General features: G+C 60.7%; 14 protein-coding genes. 13 read left to right on the plus strand and 1 reads right to left on the minus strand.

The features are described from left to right. Positions 1-16: 16 nt before the first annotated feature. Entirely contained in the window at positions 17-1,669 is a 1,653-nt protein-coding gene (locus tag KGA88_RS29630) for an arylsulfatase (protein ID WP_110659149.1), read from the minus strand. A 361-nt stretch (positions 1,670-2,030) separates the two neighbouring features. On the opposite strand from KGA88_RS29630, the gene KGA88_RS29635 reads away from it, so the two are divergent. The 13 genes from KGA88_RS29635 (at position 2,031) to KGA88_RS29695 (ending at position 16,946) form a co-directional block, all read left to right on the plus strand. Continuing rightward, positions 2,031-2,627: a paraquat-inducible protein A gene (locus tag KGA88_RS29635; protein WP_110659151.1), complete on the plus strand. Its 597-nt coding sequence runs from the start codon at positions 2,031-2,033 to the stop codon at positions 2,625-2,627. Then, positions 2,624-3,280 carry a paraquat-inducible protein A gene (locus KGA88_RS29640; RefSeq protein ID WP_223596184.1) on the plus strand — a complete coding sequence of 219 codons (657 nt, stop codon included), beginning with the start codon at positions 2,624-2,626 and terminating at the stop codon, positions 3,278-3,280. The genes KGA88_RS29635 and KGA88_RS29640 overlap by 4 nt, the downstream gene beginning before the upstream one ends. Further along, positions 3,261-4,937, plus strand: coding sequence for an intermembrane transport protein PqiB (locus tag KGA88_RS29645; protein WP_223596185.1), 1,677 nt, complete (start codon positions 3,261-3,263; stop codon positions 4,935-4,937). Before KGA88_RS29640 ends, KGA88_RS29645 begins: the two co-directional genes overlap by 20 nt. A 17-nt stretch (positions 4,938-4,954) precedes the next feature. Next, positions 4,955-5,506: a membrane integrity-associated transporter subunit PqiC gene (locus tag KGA88_RS29650; RefSeq protein ID WP_223596187.1), complete on the plus strand. Its 552-nt coding sequence runs from the start codon at positions 4,955-4,957 to the stop codon at positions 5,504-5,506. A gap of 313 nt (positions 5,507-5,819) precedes the next feature. Continuing rightward, a complete protein-coding gene (locus tag KGA88_RS29655; protein WP_110659158.1) occupies positions 5,820-6,476 on the plus strand; it encodes a histidine phosphatase family protein in 657 nt (218 codons plus the stop codon). Positions 6,477-6,650: 174 nt separating this feature from the next. Then, positions 6,651-8,372, plus strand: a complete 1,722-nt coding sequence (gene arnT / locus KGA88_RS29660; protein WP_110659160.1) for a lipid IV(A) 4-amino-4-deoxy-L-arabinosyltransferase — start codon at positions 6,651-6,653, stop codon at positions 8,370-8,372. Between the two features lie 165 nt (positions 8,373-8,537). Then, positions 8,538-9,782, plus strand: coding sequence for an MFS transporter (locus tag KGA88_RS29665; RefSeq protein ID WP_223596189.1), 1,245 nt, complete (start codon positions 8,538-8,540; stop codon positions 9,780-9,782). Between the two features lie 81 nt (positions 9,783-9,863). Then, positions 9,864-10,379 carry a sigma-70 family RNA polymerase sigma factor gene (locus tag KGA88_RS29670; protein WP_223596199.1) on the plus strand — a complete coding sequence of 172 codons (516 nt, stop codon included), beginning with the start codon at positions 9,864-9,866 and terminating at the stop codon, positions 10,377-10,379. Further along, complete coding sequence (locus KGA88_RS29675; protein WP_223596201.1) at positions 10,380-11,357, plus strand: FecR domain-containing protein; 978 nt, start codon at positions 10,380-10,382, stop codon at positions 11,355-11,357. A 102-nt stretch (positions 11,358-11,459) separates the two neighbouring features. Continuing rightward, entirely contained in the window at positions 11,460-13,892 is a 2,433-nt protein-coding gene (locus KGA88_RS29680; protein WP_223596203.1) for a TonB-dependent receptor, read from the plus strand. Between the two features lie 65 nt (positions 13,893-13,957). Next, positions 13,958-15,139: an ABC transporter substrate-binding protein gene (locus tag KGA88_RS29685; RefSeq protein WP_223596205.1), complete on the plus strand. Its 1,182-nt coding sequence runs from the start codon at positions 13,958-13,960 to the stop codon at positions 15,137-15,139. Continuing rightward, on the plus strand, positions 15,136-16,197 hold the full coding sequence (locus KGA88_RS29690; RefSeq protein ID WP_223596207.1) for a FecCD family ABC transporter permease: 1,062 nt from the start codon (positions 15,136-15,138) through the stop codon (positions 16,195-16,197). The genes KGA88_RS29685 and KGA88_RS29690 overlap by 4 nt, the downstream gene beginning before the upstream one ends. Continuing rightward, positions 16,191-16,946: an ABC transporter ATP-binding protein gene (locus KGA88_RS29695; protein WP_223596209.1), complete on the plus strand. Its 756-nt coding sequence runs from the start codon at positions 16,191-16,193 to the stop codon at positions 16,944-16,946. The genes KGA88_RS29690 and KGA88_RS29695 overlap by 7 nt, the downstream gene beginning before the upstream one ends. Positions 16,947-16,975: the final 29 nt, after the last annotated feature.

Genomic DNA, 16,975 nt, shown 5'->3' on the forward strand with positions numbered 1-16,975 from the left:
GCCTCAGGCATCCGGATTATTGAGGAATCGGAATGTTGACGCCTTCCTTCTGCAGATCCTCGCGAACCGACTGGAACTTCTGATACTTGGACAGTTCGATCGGCCCGTCATAGGTCATGCTTTGCATCTTGCGGGGCGGATACTTGATGTAGGTCTGCATGAGCTTGTTGATCGCCTGACTGATCGGCACCATGGTCCAGGTACGCTCGGTGACGTTGCTCATGAAGATGTCATAGCGTTCCTGTGGGTCTTGATACAAATCGAAGACCTGAGGCACCGTCGCCACGTACTTGGTGGCACCTTTCCAGCCCAGGTTGGTGTCCACGGCCAGCCCGCCAGTCGGCACACCATCGTCGCCGCGCAGATTGAATACGGCTTTGTAGTTGCCCACACGGACAGCCCCCGGCGACAACTCGTTTTCGGTGAAGTAGAACCACTCTTTACGTGGGTCGGGACCAGTGCCGGTGATCACCGGGGTCATGTCATAGCTGTCGAACATGATCGGCTGCCCTTCGCGATCCTTTTCCGGCAATTTGATACCGGCCACCGAGGCGAAGGTCGCCATCAAGTCGAGCCCGCCGAGAATGTCGTGGTTCTTCGCATTGGGCTTGATTTTTCCGGGCCAGGCCATGATCGCAGGGACCCGGTTGCCGCCCTCGCGCACGGTACCTTTGGTGCCACGGAACGGCGTGTAGCCGGCATCCGGATAAACGTCCTGCCAGGCGCCGTTGTCGGTGGTGTAGACCACCAGCGTGTTCTTATCCAGGCCCAGCGCCTTGAGTTTGTCCATGATATGGCCGATGCGCGTATCCAGTTCGACCACCGAGTCGGCGTACTTGGACTTGGAGATCGATTTGTGAACGAACTCCGGTGCCGGCAAGTTTGGCTGGTGCACTTTCATGAAGTTGACGTTGATGAAGAATGGCTTGTCGGATTTGGCGGCGGTGTCGAGGAACTCCAGTGCAGCCTTTTCCACATAACCGTCAAAGTAAGGGATCCCGACGACACCGGGTTTGCCATCGATGACCGGCGTATCGACATACTGGCCGTTGATCTTGAACTCTTCGACCGGCTTCTCCCCGGCCTTGCCCGAGAGCGCGCCCTTGGTCACCTGGGTAAACATCGCCCGGGTTTCCGGGTCCATGTCGGGGAACCAGGTCGGGTCGGCGTAGGTGTAGGCATTGAGGTGATAGAGGCCGACGTACTTCATCACGTCGTAACCTTGGGCATTGGGCAGCGCATAGTCGGCCTCGCCCAAGTGCCACTTGCCGGTGAAGTAGGTCTCGTAGCCGCCGGTCTTGAGTACCGAAGCCAGCGTCCATTCGGCGGCAGGCAAACCACCGCCCTGGCCCTGGAAGGCCACGGTCGTCATCCCGCTGCGATTGGGGATGCGCCCGGTCTGCATGGCGGCTCGCCCCGGGGTGCAGCTCGGTTGTGCGTAGAACGAGAAAAAGGTGGTGCCTTCGGCAGCCAGCTCGTCGATGCTGGGCGTCGGCATGCCACGGCCGACGCCGCCGCCATAGGGCCCCAGATCACCGTAACCGGTATCGTCCGAGACGATGAACAGGATATTGGGCTTTTCCGTTTGAGCAGCCTGGGCCAGCCCGTTAAGTGCGATCAGTAGTGAACCTGCAATGTATAACCTTGAGCGATGCGAGAGTCTTTTCATGGCGACCTTCCTTTATCGGGACGGATCCTTGTGGCTGGATACTTCCTTCAAGTAATCCGCGACCGGACCCTGGTGAGTTACCCCAAACCATGCCCCCTGCTTAGTTCCAGGTGCTCAACGACTCAAACAATGAAACGCCTGTTGCTACTCAAGGCACCCGAAACAGCCTAGTACGGTTGTATTCATAACGCGCAGTGCGTGCAGCGAATTTCGAAGTCGTTCGTCGCCTGCTTCGCCTGCAATACCGTAGGTCGCACCCGCGACGGAGTGCTCAGGTTGCGACTTTCGATTTGCTCAATCGCGAGTCACTTCTATATTGAGGGGGTGCTCTGAATTCCCTGCCTTCTGTTGAGCTTGGCCCATGGCAACTACTGATCAGCTGATCATCTGCGAGCACTGCGACAGCGTGTATGAAAAAGTTACGCTCGCCAAACATCAAAAAACCCTGTGCACGCGCTGCGGCGGCGTGCTTCAGCGCTATAACGGCCTTACGGTGGAACAGCGTCTTGCGTTGACCTTCACCGCGTTGATGCTCTGGGTATTCGCCAATTTCTATCCGGTGATGAGCATCAACCTCAAAGGCGTGAAGAACAGCGCAACGCTCTGGGACTCGGTGCTGGCCCTGAGCCTGGGGCCTATTACCTTCATCGCCATGGTGGCGGCGATCGCCATGATCATCGCGCCGATTTTCCAGCTGTTGCTGCTGATCTGGGTGCTGGGCTTCGCCCTCGGCGGGCGACGCTCGCCGGGCTTCAAATTCTGCATGCGCTGGCTGGAAACCCTGAGGCCCTGGAGCATGCTCGAAGTCTGCCTGCTGGGCGCCATGGTCGCGGTGATCAAGCTCGCCGGCCTGCTCGACGTGCTGCCCGGCATAGGGCTGTTCGCCCTGGCTGCGCTGAGCCTGATGATGATCCGCATCGCCGGGCGCGACATCCGCGAACTATGGGACCTTGTATGAGTACGCCTCCCTACGCCGACGAGCTCAACTTGTGCCTGTGTCACACCTGTGGCCTGGCCTGTGACATGACCGGCGCCCCCCACGAGTGCGAGCGCTGCGGTGCGCCGCTGCACCGACGCAAATCCAATTCACTGACCCGCACCTGGGCCTACATGATCGCGGCGCTGGTGTTCTACATCCCGGCCAACCTGTTGCCGGTGATGAACACCCAGATGGTCGGCAACGGTGCCGACAGCACGATCATGAGCGGTGTGCTGGAGTTCTGGGAAGCCGGGGCCTGGGACATCGCCCTGATCATCTTCATTGCCAGTATCGCGGTGCCGGGCATCAAGTTCGTTGCCATCACCTTGCTGCTGGTGACCGTACAACGGGACAGCGAGTGGGCACGAAAAGAGCGCTCGACGCTGTACCGCTTCGTCGAAGTCATCGGCTACTGGTCGATGCTCGATGTGATCGTGGTCGCCCTGGTGGCCTCGCTGGTGAAATTCCAGGCCCTGGCCGACATCGAGCCGCGCCCGGGCATCCTGTTTTTTGGACTGGTGGTGGTGTTCACCATGCTCTCGGCAATGAGTTTCGATCCCCGCATGATCTGGGATAAAGAACGGGAAAACCCACACAATGAGGAGGTCACGGATGAAGTCACAAGCCACTGACGGGCCGCAAGCCCCCGGGCAGGCACCGATCAAGACCCGCCGTTTCAGCGTTTCGCTGGTCTGGATCGTGCCGATCGTAGCGGTGCTGGTGGGTATTTCGCTGGTGGTTCACAGCATTTTGCAGCAAGGCCCGACCATCGTTGTCACGTTCAAGACCGGGGACGGCCTGACCGCGAACAAGACCGAGGTCAAATACCGCAATGTCGTGATCGGTCATGTCTCCGATGTGGAGCTGGCCAATGACCAGAAGAGTGTCAACGCCACCATCAAACTGGCCAAGCAGGCCGAAAGCTTTACCCGTGAAGACTCGCAGTTCTGGGTCGTGCGGCCGCGCATTGGCGCTGGCGGAGTGTCCGGTATCGATACGCTGCTGTCGGGCGACTACATCGGTGCCGATATCGGCCAGGCCAACGGCCGCGCGAAAAACTTCAAGGGTCTGGAAAACCCGCCACCCATCACCTACGGCGAGCCGGGCAAGCGTTTCACCCTGTTCACCCAGGACCTGGGATCGCTGGATATCGGCTCCCCGGTCTACTACCGCAAGATCCCGGTAGGTCAGGTGGTGGCCTATGCGCTGGACCCCGATGGCAAGGGCGTGAACATCGAGCTGTTCATCCATGCCCCCAACGACAAATACGTCACCGAAAATACCCGTTTCTGGAACGCCAGCGGCATCGACGTAAACGTCGGCGCCAACGGTTTTGCGGTCAAGACCGAATCGTTGTCCTCCCTGCTGGTGGGCGGCATTGCCTTCCGCGCACCCGACTACAGCCCTGACGATAAACCTGCCGCCGCGGAGTACGCCTACGAACTGTTCGAAGACCAGCAGACCGCCCTCGCCCCGCCAAACGGCAAGCCGCAGTACCTGGCCATGCGTTTCGACCAGGCACTGCGCGGGCTCAAGGTCGATGCTCCGGTGGAATTCCTCGGTGTCGAAATCGGCAAGGTGGTGGCGGTCAATCTGGATTACGACGAGAAAAAACGCTCCTTCCCGATCAACGTCGGCATCGTGATTTACCCGCAACGCCTGGGTCAGGCCCACATCAAAATGCTCAAGGCGCTCAAGCATGACCCCAATGACGAAGCCGCTGGCGTGCGGCTGATCGGCACTTTTATCGACAACGGCCTGCGTGCCCAGGCCCGCACCGGCAACTTCCTGACTGGTCAGTTGTACATTGCCCTGGACTTCTACCCCAAGGCAGAAAAAGTCGCTTTCGATGCAACCGCACGCCCGGTCGTCATCCCGACCATTCCGGGCAGCCTCGAGCAATTGCAGGAAAAACTCGAATCCATGGTCGACAAGATCAACAAACTGCCGATCGAGCGTATCGCCGGCAATCTCGATGGCAATCTCGTCGAACTGCGCAAGGGCATGATGCAATTCAACGGCAAGGTCTTGCCTGGCGTGCAAACCACTCTGTCGGACTTAAGCAGGACGCTGGAAACGGCCAATTCGACCCTGCAATCCGCCAGTTCGACCTTGGCCGAGGACTCGCCGCAACGGGAAAAACTGGGGCAGACCCTGGATGAACTGGGACGCACGTCGAGATCCTTGCGTGATCTTTCGGATTACCTGGGACGGCATCCGGAATCGCTGTTTCGCGGCCGTCCGAACAATGCCGCGCCGCTGGATCTGCAAGGGCCGCCGCGCAATTGAACACAGGAGCATCACCCATGGCTTTTCCGCTGAAGTTCACCCTGGTCACCGCGCTGTTGCTGCTTGCCGCTTGCCGCAGTGAGCCGATTCACTTCCACACCCTGACCCCGACGCAGGTGGGTGATCACTCAAGGACCACCGTCGGGGTGATCCAGATCGAGACGGTCAGCGTGCCGCCCCAGGTCGATCGTGCGCAGATCGTCATTCGCGAAGGCAACAGTGGCCTGGCGATCCTGGAAACCCAATGGTGGGGCGCGACCCTGGTGGACGAATTGCGCAGTGCGCTGGCCGATCAACTGAGCAACAGTCCTGTACAAGGCAAGCACTCGGTGCGGGTCGATGTGCAGCGTTTTGACTCGGTCCCCGGTCAATACGCGCTGATGGACGTGAAATGGCGCCTGCGCAGTGCCGACACAGGCGACAAGGCACGGGTGATTTGCCGCAGTACCTTGCAAACGCCGTCAGGCCCAACCATCGACGACCTGGTACTGGCCCAGCAAAACAATGTCAAACGCCTGGCCGCACTGATCAGCCAGGCTGCCACCAGATCACAGCCGAGTTGCACTTAGCCCTGAAGGCCTTTTTTCTGCCTCACGGATTAACGGCGACCCGTTCGCCGTTAATCCCATCCATTCGGTCCTCTCTGCTTCGTGCTGTCATCCCACGCAAGAGCAAAAGATAACAATTCCCAGTAGTTGACTAATTACCCGCTGCAACCCCCCTCAGCAACTTTTTCACATTCCGTTCACCGTTCCGACACCTGCGCACATTTAACTTGGCATGCAATTAATTCACCGAAGCAGATTTCGGCGGATATCTATTGTGCTGTTCCAGGTTTTGTTTAACCGCATATTCCCTGGCGCCCCCAACTGGTGGACACACTTGTTTAATTCCGTCTCGCGTAAACCGTCTTCAGGTCTGTCTAAATCGGTCGTCGCCATGGCTGCACTGACTGTCGCCGTGCTGGTCACCGGTTTTGTCCTGTGGCCGAAATCCCCGAACAATCTGGCCCAGGAAGGTACGCAAGCCCGGGCCCAACTGCTGCAACAATGGAGTGCCGGCGAGATCGCGGTGCTGGTTCGTCATACCGAGCGGTGCGACCGCTCCGACAATCCTTGCCTGGGTCCGGCTGACGGTATTACCCGTGTCGGCAGTGAAGCGGCCGCCGGTGTTGGCCAAGGCCTGGCACGCCTGGGTCTGAAGCAGACCGACATCCTGACCAGCCCGGTGACGCGCACCGTGCAGACCGCGCATTACATGTTCAACAGTGACCCTCAGACCCAGGTATGGCTGGCGACCTGCGGCACGACCCTGCGTAACGATGTCGTGGCGCACAAGGTGGCCCACCGCAACCTGGTGCTGGTGACCCATAGTGGCTGCATCGCTGACTTTGAAAAGCAGGCCGGCCTGAAACATGCGGCGAAGGATGCCGAGTATGGCAGTGCGTTGTTTGTCCGCATCGATGGCAACGGGCAACTGCAAGTCCTCGGCATCGTGAATGCCGAGGACTGGAATACCCTGCTGCAAGTAAAAGACTGAGTCATTACGCAACGACAACTTTGGCAACAAGTTACTTCGAAGTTGACTGAATAACAGCTGAACAAACAGCGAGAAGTACGAATCAACTTCTCGACGTTCAATATCATCCCGCTTTTCTCTCATGCAAGTTGCACATCACTTTTCAATCAGCCTTTTCAGCGCCAAGGTCGAGACATGACGTCAAATCAGCCACTGCCAGATTTTATTGGTCATTCATCCCGCCTGCACGTCCCGACGACACCTGGCAACGAGCGCTGGATGCTGTTCGCCCTGGTACTGGCATTCATGGCGTTCTACTTGCTGCCGCTGATGAGCCACGGCCTGTGGATTCCCGACGAAACCCGTTATGCCCAGATCAGCCAGGACATGCTGCAGGGCGGGAACTGGATCTCGCCGCACTTGATGGGCCTTCGTTACTTCGAAAAACCCATTGCCGGCTACTGGATGATTGCCTTCGGCCAGGCCGTGTTTGGCGACAATCTGTTCGGGGTCCGTATCGCCTCGGCGCTGAGTAGCGGGCTGAGCGTGTGGTTGACCTGGCTGATTGCCCGCCGGCTCTGGAACGATCATCGAACCAGCTTTGCCTGCGCCCTGTTGTACATGAGCTTCGGGCTGATTGCCGGCCAGGCCGGCTACGCCAACCTCGATCCGCAGTTTACCCTGTGGGTCAACCTGAGCCTGGTCTCCCTGTGGTTTGCCATCGACAGCCGCACCACGCGTGCCCGGTTGGGTGCCTGGGCTATCCTGGGCATTGCCTGCGGCATGGGCTTCATGACCAAGGGCTTTCTGGCCTGGCTGCTGCCGGCGGTCATCGCCCTGCCCTATATGCTCTGGCAGCGTCGCATGGGTGAGCTGTTGCGTTACGGGCCACTGGCTGTTGTGGTTGCCACGGCAGTCTGCTTGCCCTGGGCATTGGCCATTCATTATCAGGAACCGGACTTCTGGAATTTCTTCTTCTGGAACGAGCACGTACGCCGCTTCGCCGCCGACAATGCGCAACACGCCCGTCCGTGGTGGTTTTACCTGCCGATGCTGGGCGTTTCTGTCCTGCCCTGGACGGCGTTGTTGCCGGCGACATTCATCCGGGCCTGGAAACACAAGCATCAGCCCGTCAGCGGCTTTCTCCTGCTCTGGCTGTTGCTGCCATTGGCGATTTTCAGCATGAGCAGCGGCAAGTTGCCGACCTACATCATGCCGTGCCTGTTGCCACTGGCACTGTTGATGGGGGATGCACTGACCGGCCTGCTGCAGCGAGCACAGGGGCGGACGATTCGTGTGAACGGGTGGCTCAACGTCATCATTGCCACGGCGGCCCTGGCGGCCTTGCTGTACCTGCAACTGCGCCAGGAGATTTTCGCCAATAGCGAGATGTTCAGCCTGTCCCTGGGACTCATCGTGCTGCTGGGCTGGATCATCGCCAACGCCCTGCAAATCCTGCGGCCATTGACGTTATGGGCGATGCCGGCCCTCGGCATCTGGCTACTGGTGGCACTGCTTCCCGCCGCCATGCCGAGCCAGATCGTCGACAGCAAGATGCCCGACCGGTTTATCTCCGAGCATCTGGACAGCTTGAACCAGACTACCTCGTTGCTGAGCAACGACCTGGGGGCGGCATCGGCCTTGTCGTGGCTGACCAGGCGACCGGAGGTGGCGCTCTACAATGTCGTCGGTGAAATGAAATACGGCCTCCAGGATCCCGCTGCCGCCTCGCGCATTGTGACCCTGCAAGACGTCGGGCGATGGATGACCGAGGCGCGTAAAAAGGGCTCGGTCGGGGTGGTGATGCGGGTCAACAGCGTCGATGAGATTCAGGAAGTCGAAGCGTTGCCCATCGACGGCAAGCGTTATCAGCGCGGCAACCTGCAAGTCCTGATTTTCCCGCAAATCCAGCCCTGATTGCCGGGACGAAAAAAACCCGAGAAGCCCGGCCGGCCTCTCGGGTTTTTTCGTTTGCGCCCGGTGCAATCAAGCCGATCTTCGCTTCCGGGGTGTTCAGCACAGCGCCAAGGCCGGTACTCTTCGCGCCATCCGTCGACAGTGTTCAACCACCGAGAGCCGTCAATGCCCCTTGCAGGTACGTTCCAGGGATCGAGCGTCAGGATCCTGATTTATCTCTTGTTCACGATCCAGCTTGTCTCCATGGGCGCAATGGAAATGAGCGGCCCGTTCTGGCCCCTGTACCTGCGTGGGCTGACCGACTCCGAAGCGCTGTTCAGCTTCGCCAGCATCGCCGTGTACATCGGCCCCATGCTGGGCATCATGCTCACCAGCGCGTTCTGGGGACGCATCGGTGACCGCCATGGACACAAGCTGATGATGATCCGCGCACTGGCCGGTTTGTCCTTGACGCAGCTTGGCCTGGCCCTGTGCAGCGATATCTGGGTGATCCTGCTATTGCGTTTTTTGCAGGGCGCGTTCGCTGGTTACATTGCCCCGGCCCAGGCCTATGGCGTGAGCATCGAAGCGCCGGCGCGGCGGGCTCGGTTGTTCGCCATTCTGCAGATTTCGACCAATGTCGGCTCCTTGCTCGGCGCGGTGGTCGGCGGGCTGATTCTCGATTACGCGACGTTTTTCTGGATCAATCTCAGCGCCTCGGCGTTGTGCGCGGTGTGCACCGTGGTGGCGGCGCTGACCCTGCCGAATGTGCCGCCTGTTGCGAAAGCGCCCGTGGCCAATGCAGCCCCGCAGTCCAATCGGTCAGGCAGTCTCTGGCGACGTTCGCTGCTGCTGCCGCTGCTGGGTGTCATGGGCATCCTGTTGCTGGCGCGGATGCTCCCGCAAACCTCGTTCGCGCTGTATGTCAGCTCGGTTTTCCAGGTTAGTCATTCGCTGGTGGGCCTGTGCTACGGCTTGCTGGCGCTGGGTTTCATCCTGTCGGCTAGCCCCTGGGCACGGTATTTCGAAAACAGGAGCCGACAGCAGACGCTGCACCGCCTCACTTACATCATCATCGGCTGCGCCGGCCTGAGCGCCGTTGCCGCCATCACCCGCCAACCGTTCGTGTTCGTCGGTGCCTATTTCTTCTGGGGCGTGTTGTTGGGGGCGACCACACCGGTGCTGATGGCGCAGATTTCAAAAGCCGCTGGCAATGGTCAACAAGGTTATGTGATGGGAGTCGCGCAAAGCGCCGTGCAACTGGCGTCCATCGCCGGCATCTCGATTGGCGGGCTGCTCAGCCAGGTGTATGGCTTGCAGTACACCTACCTGTTCGTTTGCGCGGCTTATCTGCTGGCCTTGATTCCCATCGTCGCCCTGCGCACTCGCGGCACGCCCATGCCGTCGGGCGAGACCGCTACCGGCGACTGACCCGGCAGGATCGCACTTGCGTCGGAGGCAGACTGTCCATTAGCATTGGGAATACTTCTCAATTACAAAAAAAACTCATCCATGAGCGACGCCCTCACCGCACCCCACAACAACCACCTGGCCGTGATCGAAGCGCTCTATAGCGGCCATCACGGCTGGCTGTACGCCACATTACGGAAAAAACTGGGCAACGCCATGGATGCGGCGGATCTGACGCAGGACACCTTCACCCGCATCCTGGCTTCGCGGGTAGCGGTCATCGATCAACCCCGGGCCTACCTGAGTTGCGTGGCCAAGGGCATTCTCGTCAACTGGTACCAGCGCAAGGCACTGGAGCGCGCCTACCTCGACGCCCTGGTGTTGTTGCCCGCGCCTGAAGCGCCGTCCCCCGAATTGCGTTTGATCGTGCTGGAAACCCTGCATGAAGTCGACGCGATGCTCGACGCCTTGCCGCCGCTGGTCAAACGGGCATTCCTGCTATCGCAGATCAGCGGCCTGAAGTACGACGATATCGCCGGACAACTGGGGGTTTCACTGATCACCGTCAAACGCTACATGAAGCAAGCCTTCGTGCAGTGCCTGCTGCTGGTGGAATGAATGTCGACTTTGCGCAGTGATATCCAGCTCGATCGACTGGCCCTCGAAGAAGCCGCCGAATGGCTGATCCGCCTGAGTGAAGGCGAACTCGACGAAACCGAACGGGCCGAATGGGAGTGCTGGCAGGTCAGCACGCCTGAGCGCCATCGAGCCTGGTCGCGCGCGCAGTTGCTGCAAAGCAAGCTTGGCGGGCTGCCGCCGTCGCTGGCAATGTCGGCACTGGACCGCCCGAGCAGCCCGGCACGCCGGATGGCACTGGGCAAACTGGCAATGATTCTGGCGGCGTTGCCCGTCGGCTGGGGCAGTTGGAAGCTGCTGGAGGCGCAACAGTGGACCGCCGACTACCGCACCGCCGTCGGCCAGCAACGCCAACTGACCCTGGCCGACGGGTCGCAGATCACCCTCAACACCGACAGCGCCATCGATGTGCTGTATGACGCCAACCAACGCTTGATCAGGTTGCGCGAAGGGGAAATTCTGGTGCAGACCGCCGCCGACAACCTGCCCCAGGCGCGGCCGTTTCTGGTCAGCACCCGACAGGGGCTGATGCAGGCCCTGGGCACCCGTTTCACTGTGCGAGAACTGTCGACCCGCACCCAACTCGCTGTCCTTGAGGGCGCGGTCAGCGTCCGCTTGTCCGACGCCAGTCGTGCGGCGCCCTTGATCGTCAATGCCGGAGAGCGTACCGATTTTTCGTCGCGCAGCTTTGGCCAAGTGAATCCCGTCGACCGCTCCGTCAGCGCCTGGAGCCAAGGCATGTTGATGGCCGACAACCTGCGACTGGCGGATTTCGTGATCGAACTGGCGCGCTATCGCAGCGGCATCGTGCGCTGCCACCCGGCGATCGCCGATCTACGGATCTCCGGTGCCTTTCCCATCCGTGAGACCCAACGCACCCTGAACATGCTGGTGCAGACCTACCCGGTCATCGCCAGCGGCCATTTGAGCGGTTACTGGGTGACGCTCTACCCCGCCTGACCCCATGCAAAAAAATATTTGCTGCGCGGGTGATACTTTTTCTGATCTCGGCTGGCAAGGAAAGGAAGAACTTCTCAACCTCGTCGAAAGGGTCATCACTCCATGTTCGTTGCACGCCCTCTGCGCTCGGATCGCTCACTCAAACTGGCGATCCGCAGCGCACTGCTAAGCCTTGCCCTGACCGCTGTCGCCAGCCCGTACGCCCTCGCCGCCGAACCCGCGCAACTGGATGCCAGCGCCAGCCGAACCTACAACATTGCCCCTGGCCCGCTCGGTACGACCCTGTCGAAATTTGCCGTGGAGGCCGGCATTGCGTTGTCGTTCCAGCCATCGCTGACCGATGGCCTGACCAGCCCCGGCCTGTCCGGCACCTATTCGACCGAGGAAGCGATCAGCAAGCTGCTGGCCGGCAGCGATCTGCAAATCGTTGCGCGCGACGATGGCAGCTACACCCTGGTGCGTCGCCCGGCCGACAGCGCGGGTGCCCTGACGCTTGGCGCCACCACGGTCAACGGTACCGATGGGCGCAGCGACGGCTTGCCGGGGGTGTACCCGGGTGGACAGGTCGCCCGTGGCGGCCGGCTCGGCATGCTGGGTAACACCGATGTGATGGACGCGCCCTTCAGCGTCAGCAACTACACCTCGACCCTGATAAGGGATCAACAAGCGGTCACCGTCGCCGACGTACTGGAACGCGACTCTTCGGTGCGCTCGACCGGCCAGACCGGTGGCGTGGTGGACTCGTTCTTCATCCGTGGCTTCCCGGTGGGTGAAGGCAACCTCGGCGAACTGGCCTTCGACGGTATCTACGGAGTCGCCCCCAACTACCGGGTGTTCACCGAATATGCCGAACGCATCGAGGTGATCAAGGGCCCTGGCGCGCTGCTCTACGGCATGTCGCCCAACAGCGGTATCGGCGGCGTGATCAACGTGGTGCCCAAACGCTCGCTGGACGAGGACCTGACTCGTTTTACCGCCAACTACGCGATGAATTCCCAGGTGGGCGGGCATATCGACGTCAGCCGCCGATTTGGCGAGGGCCGCGAGTTCGGCGTGCGCATCAACGGCAGTACGGCAACCGGCGACACCGCCATCGATGATCAATCCCGGGACGTCGACATCGGTGCCATCTCCCTGGACTACCAGGGTGAACGCCTGCGCACCTCCCTGGACCTGATCAGCCAGAAAGAGGAGTTCGACGCCCCTTCGCGCCCCTTCCTGATTGCCAAGGGCGTCGACATTCCCTCCGCCGCCAACGGCCGCACCAACGTCACACAGGAATGGGGCTGGTCCGAAACCCGCGACAAGTCGGCACTGCTCAGCGGCGAGTACGACCTCAACGACGCATTGACCGTGTTCGCCCATGCCGGTGGCGGCAAGTCCGACGTGTCACGGATGTCCGACCAGACCCCGACCATCCTCAACAGCGCCGGCGACACGTCCTCGATTCCCGGTTACTACAAGTTCGATGTCGAACGCTATACCGTCGACGCCGGCGCCCGGTTGCGCTTCGACACCGGCCCCATCAGCCACAGCACCACCCTGCAGGCCACCCGTTACCGTGACGAACTGTCCCGCGGGATCATTTCCGGGCCACCTGTGCTGTCCAACATCTACCACCCGATCGATCGCCCGAAACCGGGCATCGCAACGCCTGACACACCGAAAGTGTCAGAGACCGAGCTGTCCGGCGTGGCGCTGGCCGATACCCTGTCGGTGCTGGACGAGCGCGTGCAAGTCACCCTGGGCCTGCGTAACCAGCGCATCGAGTCCGACAACTACAACCCGGCCGGTTTCGTCACCACGTCCTACGACGAAAGCGAAACCACGCCAATGTTCGGGGTGGTGGTCAAACCCTGGGACCATGTTTCGTTCTACTACAACTACATCGAGGGTCTGAGCAAAGGCGACATCGCACCGGCCACCGCCTCGAACTCGGGCGAGATCTTCGCGCCTTATATCTCCCGGCAGCAGGAAGTCGGGGTCAAGATCGACTACGGCACCTTCACCTCGACCCTCAGCCTGTTCCAGATCAAGAAACCGAGTGGGGAACTGGCCGACGGCGTGTTCTCGGTGCAAGGCGAACAGCGTAACCGCGGCGTGGAGTGGAATGTGTTCGGCGAAATCGCCCAGGGCACTCGCCTGCTCGGTGGCATCACGCTGCTTGACGCCGAACTGACCAAGTCCGGCACCCCCGCCAACCGTGGCAACAAGCCAGTGGGCGTACCCGACGTCCAGGCCAACCTCTGGGCTGAATGGGATACCCCGTGGGTCGAGGGCCTGACCCTGACCAGTGGTGCGATCTACACCGACAGCCAGTACGTCAACCAGGCCAATACCCAGGAACTCGATGCCTGGACCCGCTTCGATGCCGGCGCCCGTTACACCACGCGTATCGCCGAGCATCCGACGACGTTCCGGGCGACGGTGCAGAACGTGTTCGACCGTGAATACTGGTCCGGCGTTGCCTCTTACGGCGCGTTCTCCCAGGGCGCGCCGCGCACCCTGCTCATGTCGGCCACCGTCGACTTCTGAAACGCCCGGCCCCGGACAGCGACCTGAGCCGCCGTCCGGGCCGGCCTTTGGCAAAGGTTTCAACCATGGCATCTGTACCTCGACGCAGCCTCGCTGCGTTTTTGCTTGTCGGGCTTCTGGGCATGGCGGCGCTTGCACTGGCGCCGCGACCTGCCGAAGCGGCCGCCCAAGACCCGGCAATCGTAACCGTGACCGACCTGCTGGGACGCAAGGTCAAGGTTCACGTGCCGGTCAGGCGGGTGATACTCGGCGAAGGCCGGCAGTTGTATCTGGTGGCTGCGCTGGATACCCAAAACCCGATCCAGCGCATCGTCGGCTGGCGCAAGGATCTGATCCAGTCCGATCCGGATACCTACGGCGCTTACCTGCGCAAATACCCGGACATTGCGAAAATCCCGACCTTCGGCGGTTTTGAAGACGGCACGTTCGACATCGAGCAGGCCATCTCCCAGCAACCCGATGTGATCATCCTCAACATCGAAGCCCAGCACGCCACCGAAGACGCCCGTTACATCGAAAAGCTCGATGCGCTGGGCATTCCGGTGGTCTATGTCGACTTTCGCAATAACCCGATGCAAAACACCGAGCCGACCATGCGCCTGTTCGGCCAACTGTTTGGCAAGGAGGATCGCGCCGAGGCGTTCATCGATTTTCGCAACCAACAGATTCGCCGGGTCACCTCGCTCATCGAGACCCGCCAACCCGTGCGGCCAAACGTCTTCATCGAACGCATCGGCGGTTACACCGACGATTGCTGCCTGAGTTTCGGCGACGAAAACTTCGGACGCTTTGTCGAAATGGCCGGCGGCAACAACATCGCCAAAGGCATCATTCCCACGACCTTCGGCCAGTTGAACGCCGAACAGGTGGTAGTCGCCAACCCGGATCAGGTGGTGGTCACCAGCGCCAACTGGCAAGCCTTCGCACCGGGCGGACACTGGGTCGGTGTCGGGCCAGGCGCCGACCTGAACCAGGCGCGCAGCAAACTGGCGTGGTACACCGGACGCCCTGCTTATGCCGGAATCAAAGCGCAAAACGATCAGGCGTTTCACGCCATCTGGCATCAGTTCTACAACAGCCCTTACCAGTTCGTGGCCATTCAGCAACTGGCCAAATGGTTTCATCCGCAACTGTTTGCCGACCTCGACCCCGACGCCTCGTTTCGCGAGCTGCATGAGCGCTTTCTGCCAGTGCCCTACGAACCGGGCTATTTCGTCAGCCTGAAGAACCCGGAGGTCACGCCATGAGCTCTCTCGGCGAAGCCCCTGTGGTACAGCGCGACGTCTATCGGCACCTGGTGCTGCGCAAACGCTTGATTCTCGTGGCGCTGTCCACCTTGCTGCTGTTCAGCGTACTGCTGGACCTGGCGCTGGGACCGGCGAGCTACAGCCTGGGTGAAGTGCTGGGCGCACTGTTTTCGCCGGATAGCGCTCCGGCACAAGTGCGGGTGGTGATGTGGGATATCCGCCTGCCGGTGGCGTTGATGGCCGTGGCCGTCGGCGCCGCATTGTCCCTGGCTGGCGCGCAAATGCAGACCATCCTCAACAATCCCCTCGCCAGCCCTTTTACCCTGGGCATCTCTGCCGCGGCCAGTTTCGGCGCGGCCATGGGCCTGGCCTTCGGCGTGGCGCTGTTTCCCCTGGCGGCGCAATACATGGTGCCGGTCAATGCGTTCATCATGGCGATGCTGTCGGCGCTGCTGATCCACTTCCTGAGCATGCGCCGCGGCGTTACGGCCGAAACCATCGTGTTGCTGGGGATTGCGCTGGTATTTACCTTCAACGCACTGCTGGCGCTGGTGCAGTTCTTTGCCACCGAGCAAGCCGTTGCAGCGGTGGTGTTCTGGACCATGGGCAGCCTGACCAAAGCCACCTGGCCCAAACTTGGCGTCATTTGCCTGGTGATCCTGATCACCCTGCCGATCTTCGCCCGACGAGCCTGGGCACTCACCGCGCTGCGCCTGGGCGATGACAAGGCCGCGAGTTTCGGCATCAACGTGCGTAGCCTGCGCTTTCAGACGCTGATCATGGTCAGCCTGCTGGCGTCGTTTCCGGTGGCATTTGTCGGCACCATCGGTTTTATCGGGCTGGTCGGCCCGCACATCGCACGGATGCTGATTGGTGAAGACCAGCGCTTCTTCCTGCCCGCATCGCTGTTGACCGGGGCGCTGATCCTGTCCGCCAGTTCAGTGGTCAGTAAAACCCTGATACCGGGTGCGATATTTCCGATCGGGGTGGTCACGTCGCTGATCGGCGTGCCGTTCTTCATTTCTCTGATTCTGGGCGGGAAGAAAAACTCATGGTGAAGATTCAACTTGAGAACCTCGGCGCCCGCTACGGCCAGCGCGAGATCATTTCGGGCGTTACCACATCGACCTTTATCGGCGGCCAGGTGGTCGCCGTGGTCGGACCGAATGCCGCCGGCAAGTCCACGCTGTTCAAACGCATGGCCGGGCTGATCGACGGTCCCGGCCGGGTCAACCTGCAAGACTCGAAAAAAGGCCGGCAAGGCATCAGCTACATGCCCCAGGGCCTGAATGCCAGTGCGCGCCTGACTGTCTATGAATCGGTACTGCTGGCGCGCAAGCAACTGACGCCCGGCTGGACCGTTTCGGACGACGAATTGAAACGGGTGGACCAGATCCTCGGCGCCCTGGCGATCACCGAACTCTCCTTTCGCAACCTTGGCGAACTCAGTGGAGGCCAGCAGCAACTGGTCTCGATTGCGCAAACCCTGGTGCGCGAACCAGAAGTGTTGCTGATGGACGAACCCACCAGCGCCCTGGACATGCACCGCCAGGTGCAGGTACTGAACTTCATGCGTGAACTGGCGCGAAAGCGCGAGGTGATCGTGTTCATCGCCATCCATGACCTGAATCAGGCGCTACGCTTTGCCGATCAGGTATTGGTCATCGCCGAGGGCACGACAAAAGGCAGTGGCCCCTGCGAAGAAGTCATCACCGGGCAGATGCTGCGAGAGGTCTACAAGGTCGACGCCAGGATCGAAACATGCAGCCGGGGACAGCGCCATATCCTGATCGACGACATCGTTTGATCGACGAGTAGAACCATAGTCGGCGCAGT

The sequence above is a fragment of the Pseudomonas sp. A-R-19 genome (assembly GCF_019956575.1).
In the GTDB taxonomy this organism is placed as follows: Bacteria; Pseudomonadota; Gammaproteobacteria; order Pseudomonadales; family Pseudomonadaceae; genus Aquipseudomonas.

Bases quoted from the DNA above. Each gene is read 5' to 3' on its own strand.
- KGA88_RS29630 (WP_110659149.1), bottom strand. From the start codon at position 1,669: ATGAAAAGACTCTCGCATCGCTCAAGGTTATACATTGCAGGTTCACTA.
- KGA88_RS29635 (WP_110659151.1), top strand. From the start codon at position 2,031: ATGGCAACTACTGATCAGCTGATCATCTGCGAGCACTGCGACAGCGTG.
- KGA88_RS29640 (WP_223596184.1), top strand. From the start codon at position 2,624: ATGAGTACGCCTCCCTACGCCGACGAGCTCAACTTGTGCCTGTGTCAC.
- KGA88_RS29645 (WP_223596185.1), top strand. From the start codon at position 3,261: ATGAAGTCACAAGCCACTGACGGGCCGCAAGCCCCCGGGCAGGCACCG.
- KGA88_RS29650 (WP_223596187.1), top strand. From the start codon at position 4,955: ATGGCTTTTCCGCTGAAGTTCACCCTGGTCACCGCGCTGTTGCTGCTT.
- arnT (WP_110659160.1), top strand. From the start codon at position 6,651: ATGACGTCAAATCAGCCACTGCCAGATTTTATTGGTCATTCATCCCGC.
- KGA88_RS29665 (WP_223596189.1), top strand. From the start codon at position 8,538: ATGCCCCTTGCAGGTACGTTCCAGGGATCGAGCGTCAGGATCCTGATT.
- KGA88_RS29670 (WP_223596199.1), top strand. From the start codon at position 9,864: ATGAGCGACGCCCTCACCGCACCCCACAACAACCACCTGGCCGTGATC.
- KGA88_RS29675 (WP_223596201.1), top strand. From the start codon at position 10,380: ATGTCGACTTTGCGCAGTGATATCCAGCTCGATCGACTGGCCCTCGAA.
- KGA88_RS29680 (WP_223596203.1), top strand. From the start codon at position 11,460: ATGTTCGTTGCACGCCCTCTGCGCTCGGATCGCTCACTCAAACTGGCG.
- KGA88_RS29685 (WP_223596205.1), top strand. From the start codon at position 13,958: ATGGCATCTGTACCTCGACGCAGCCTCGCTGCGTTTTTGCTTGTCGGG.
- KGA88_RS29690 (WP_223596207.1), top strand. From the start codon at position 15,136: ATGAGCTCTCTCGGCGAAGCCCCTGTGGTACAGCGCGACGTCTATCGG.
- KGA88_RS29695 (WP_223596209.1), top strand. From the start codon at position 16,191: ATGGTGAAGATTCAACTTGAGAACCTCGGCGCCCGCTACGGCCAGCGC.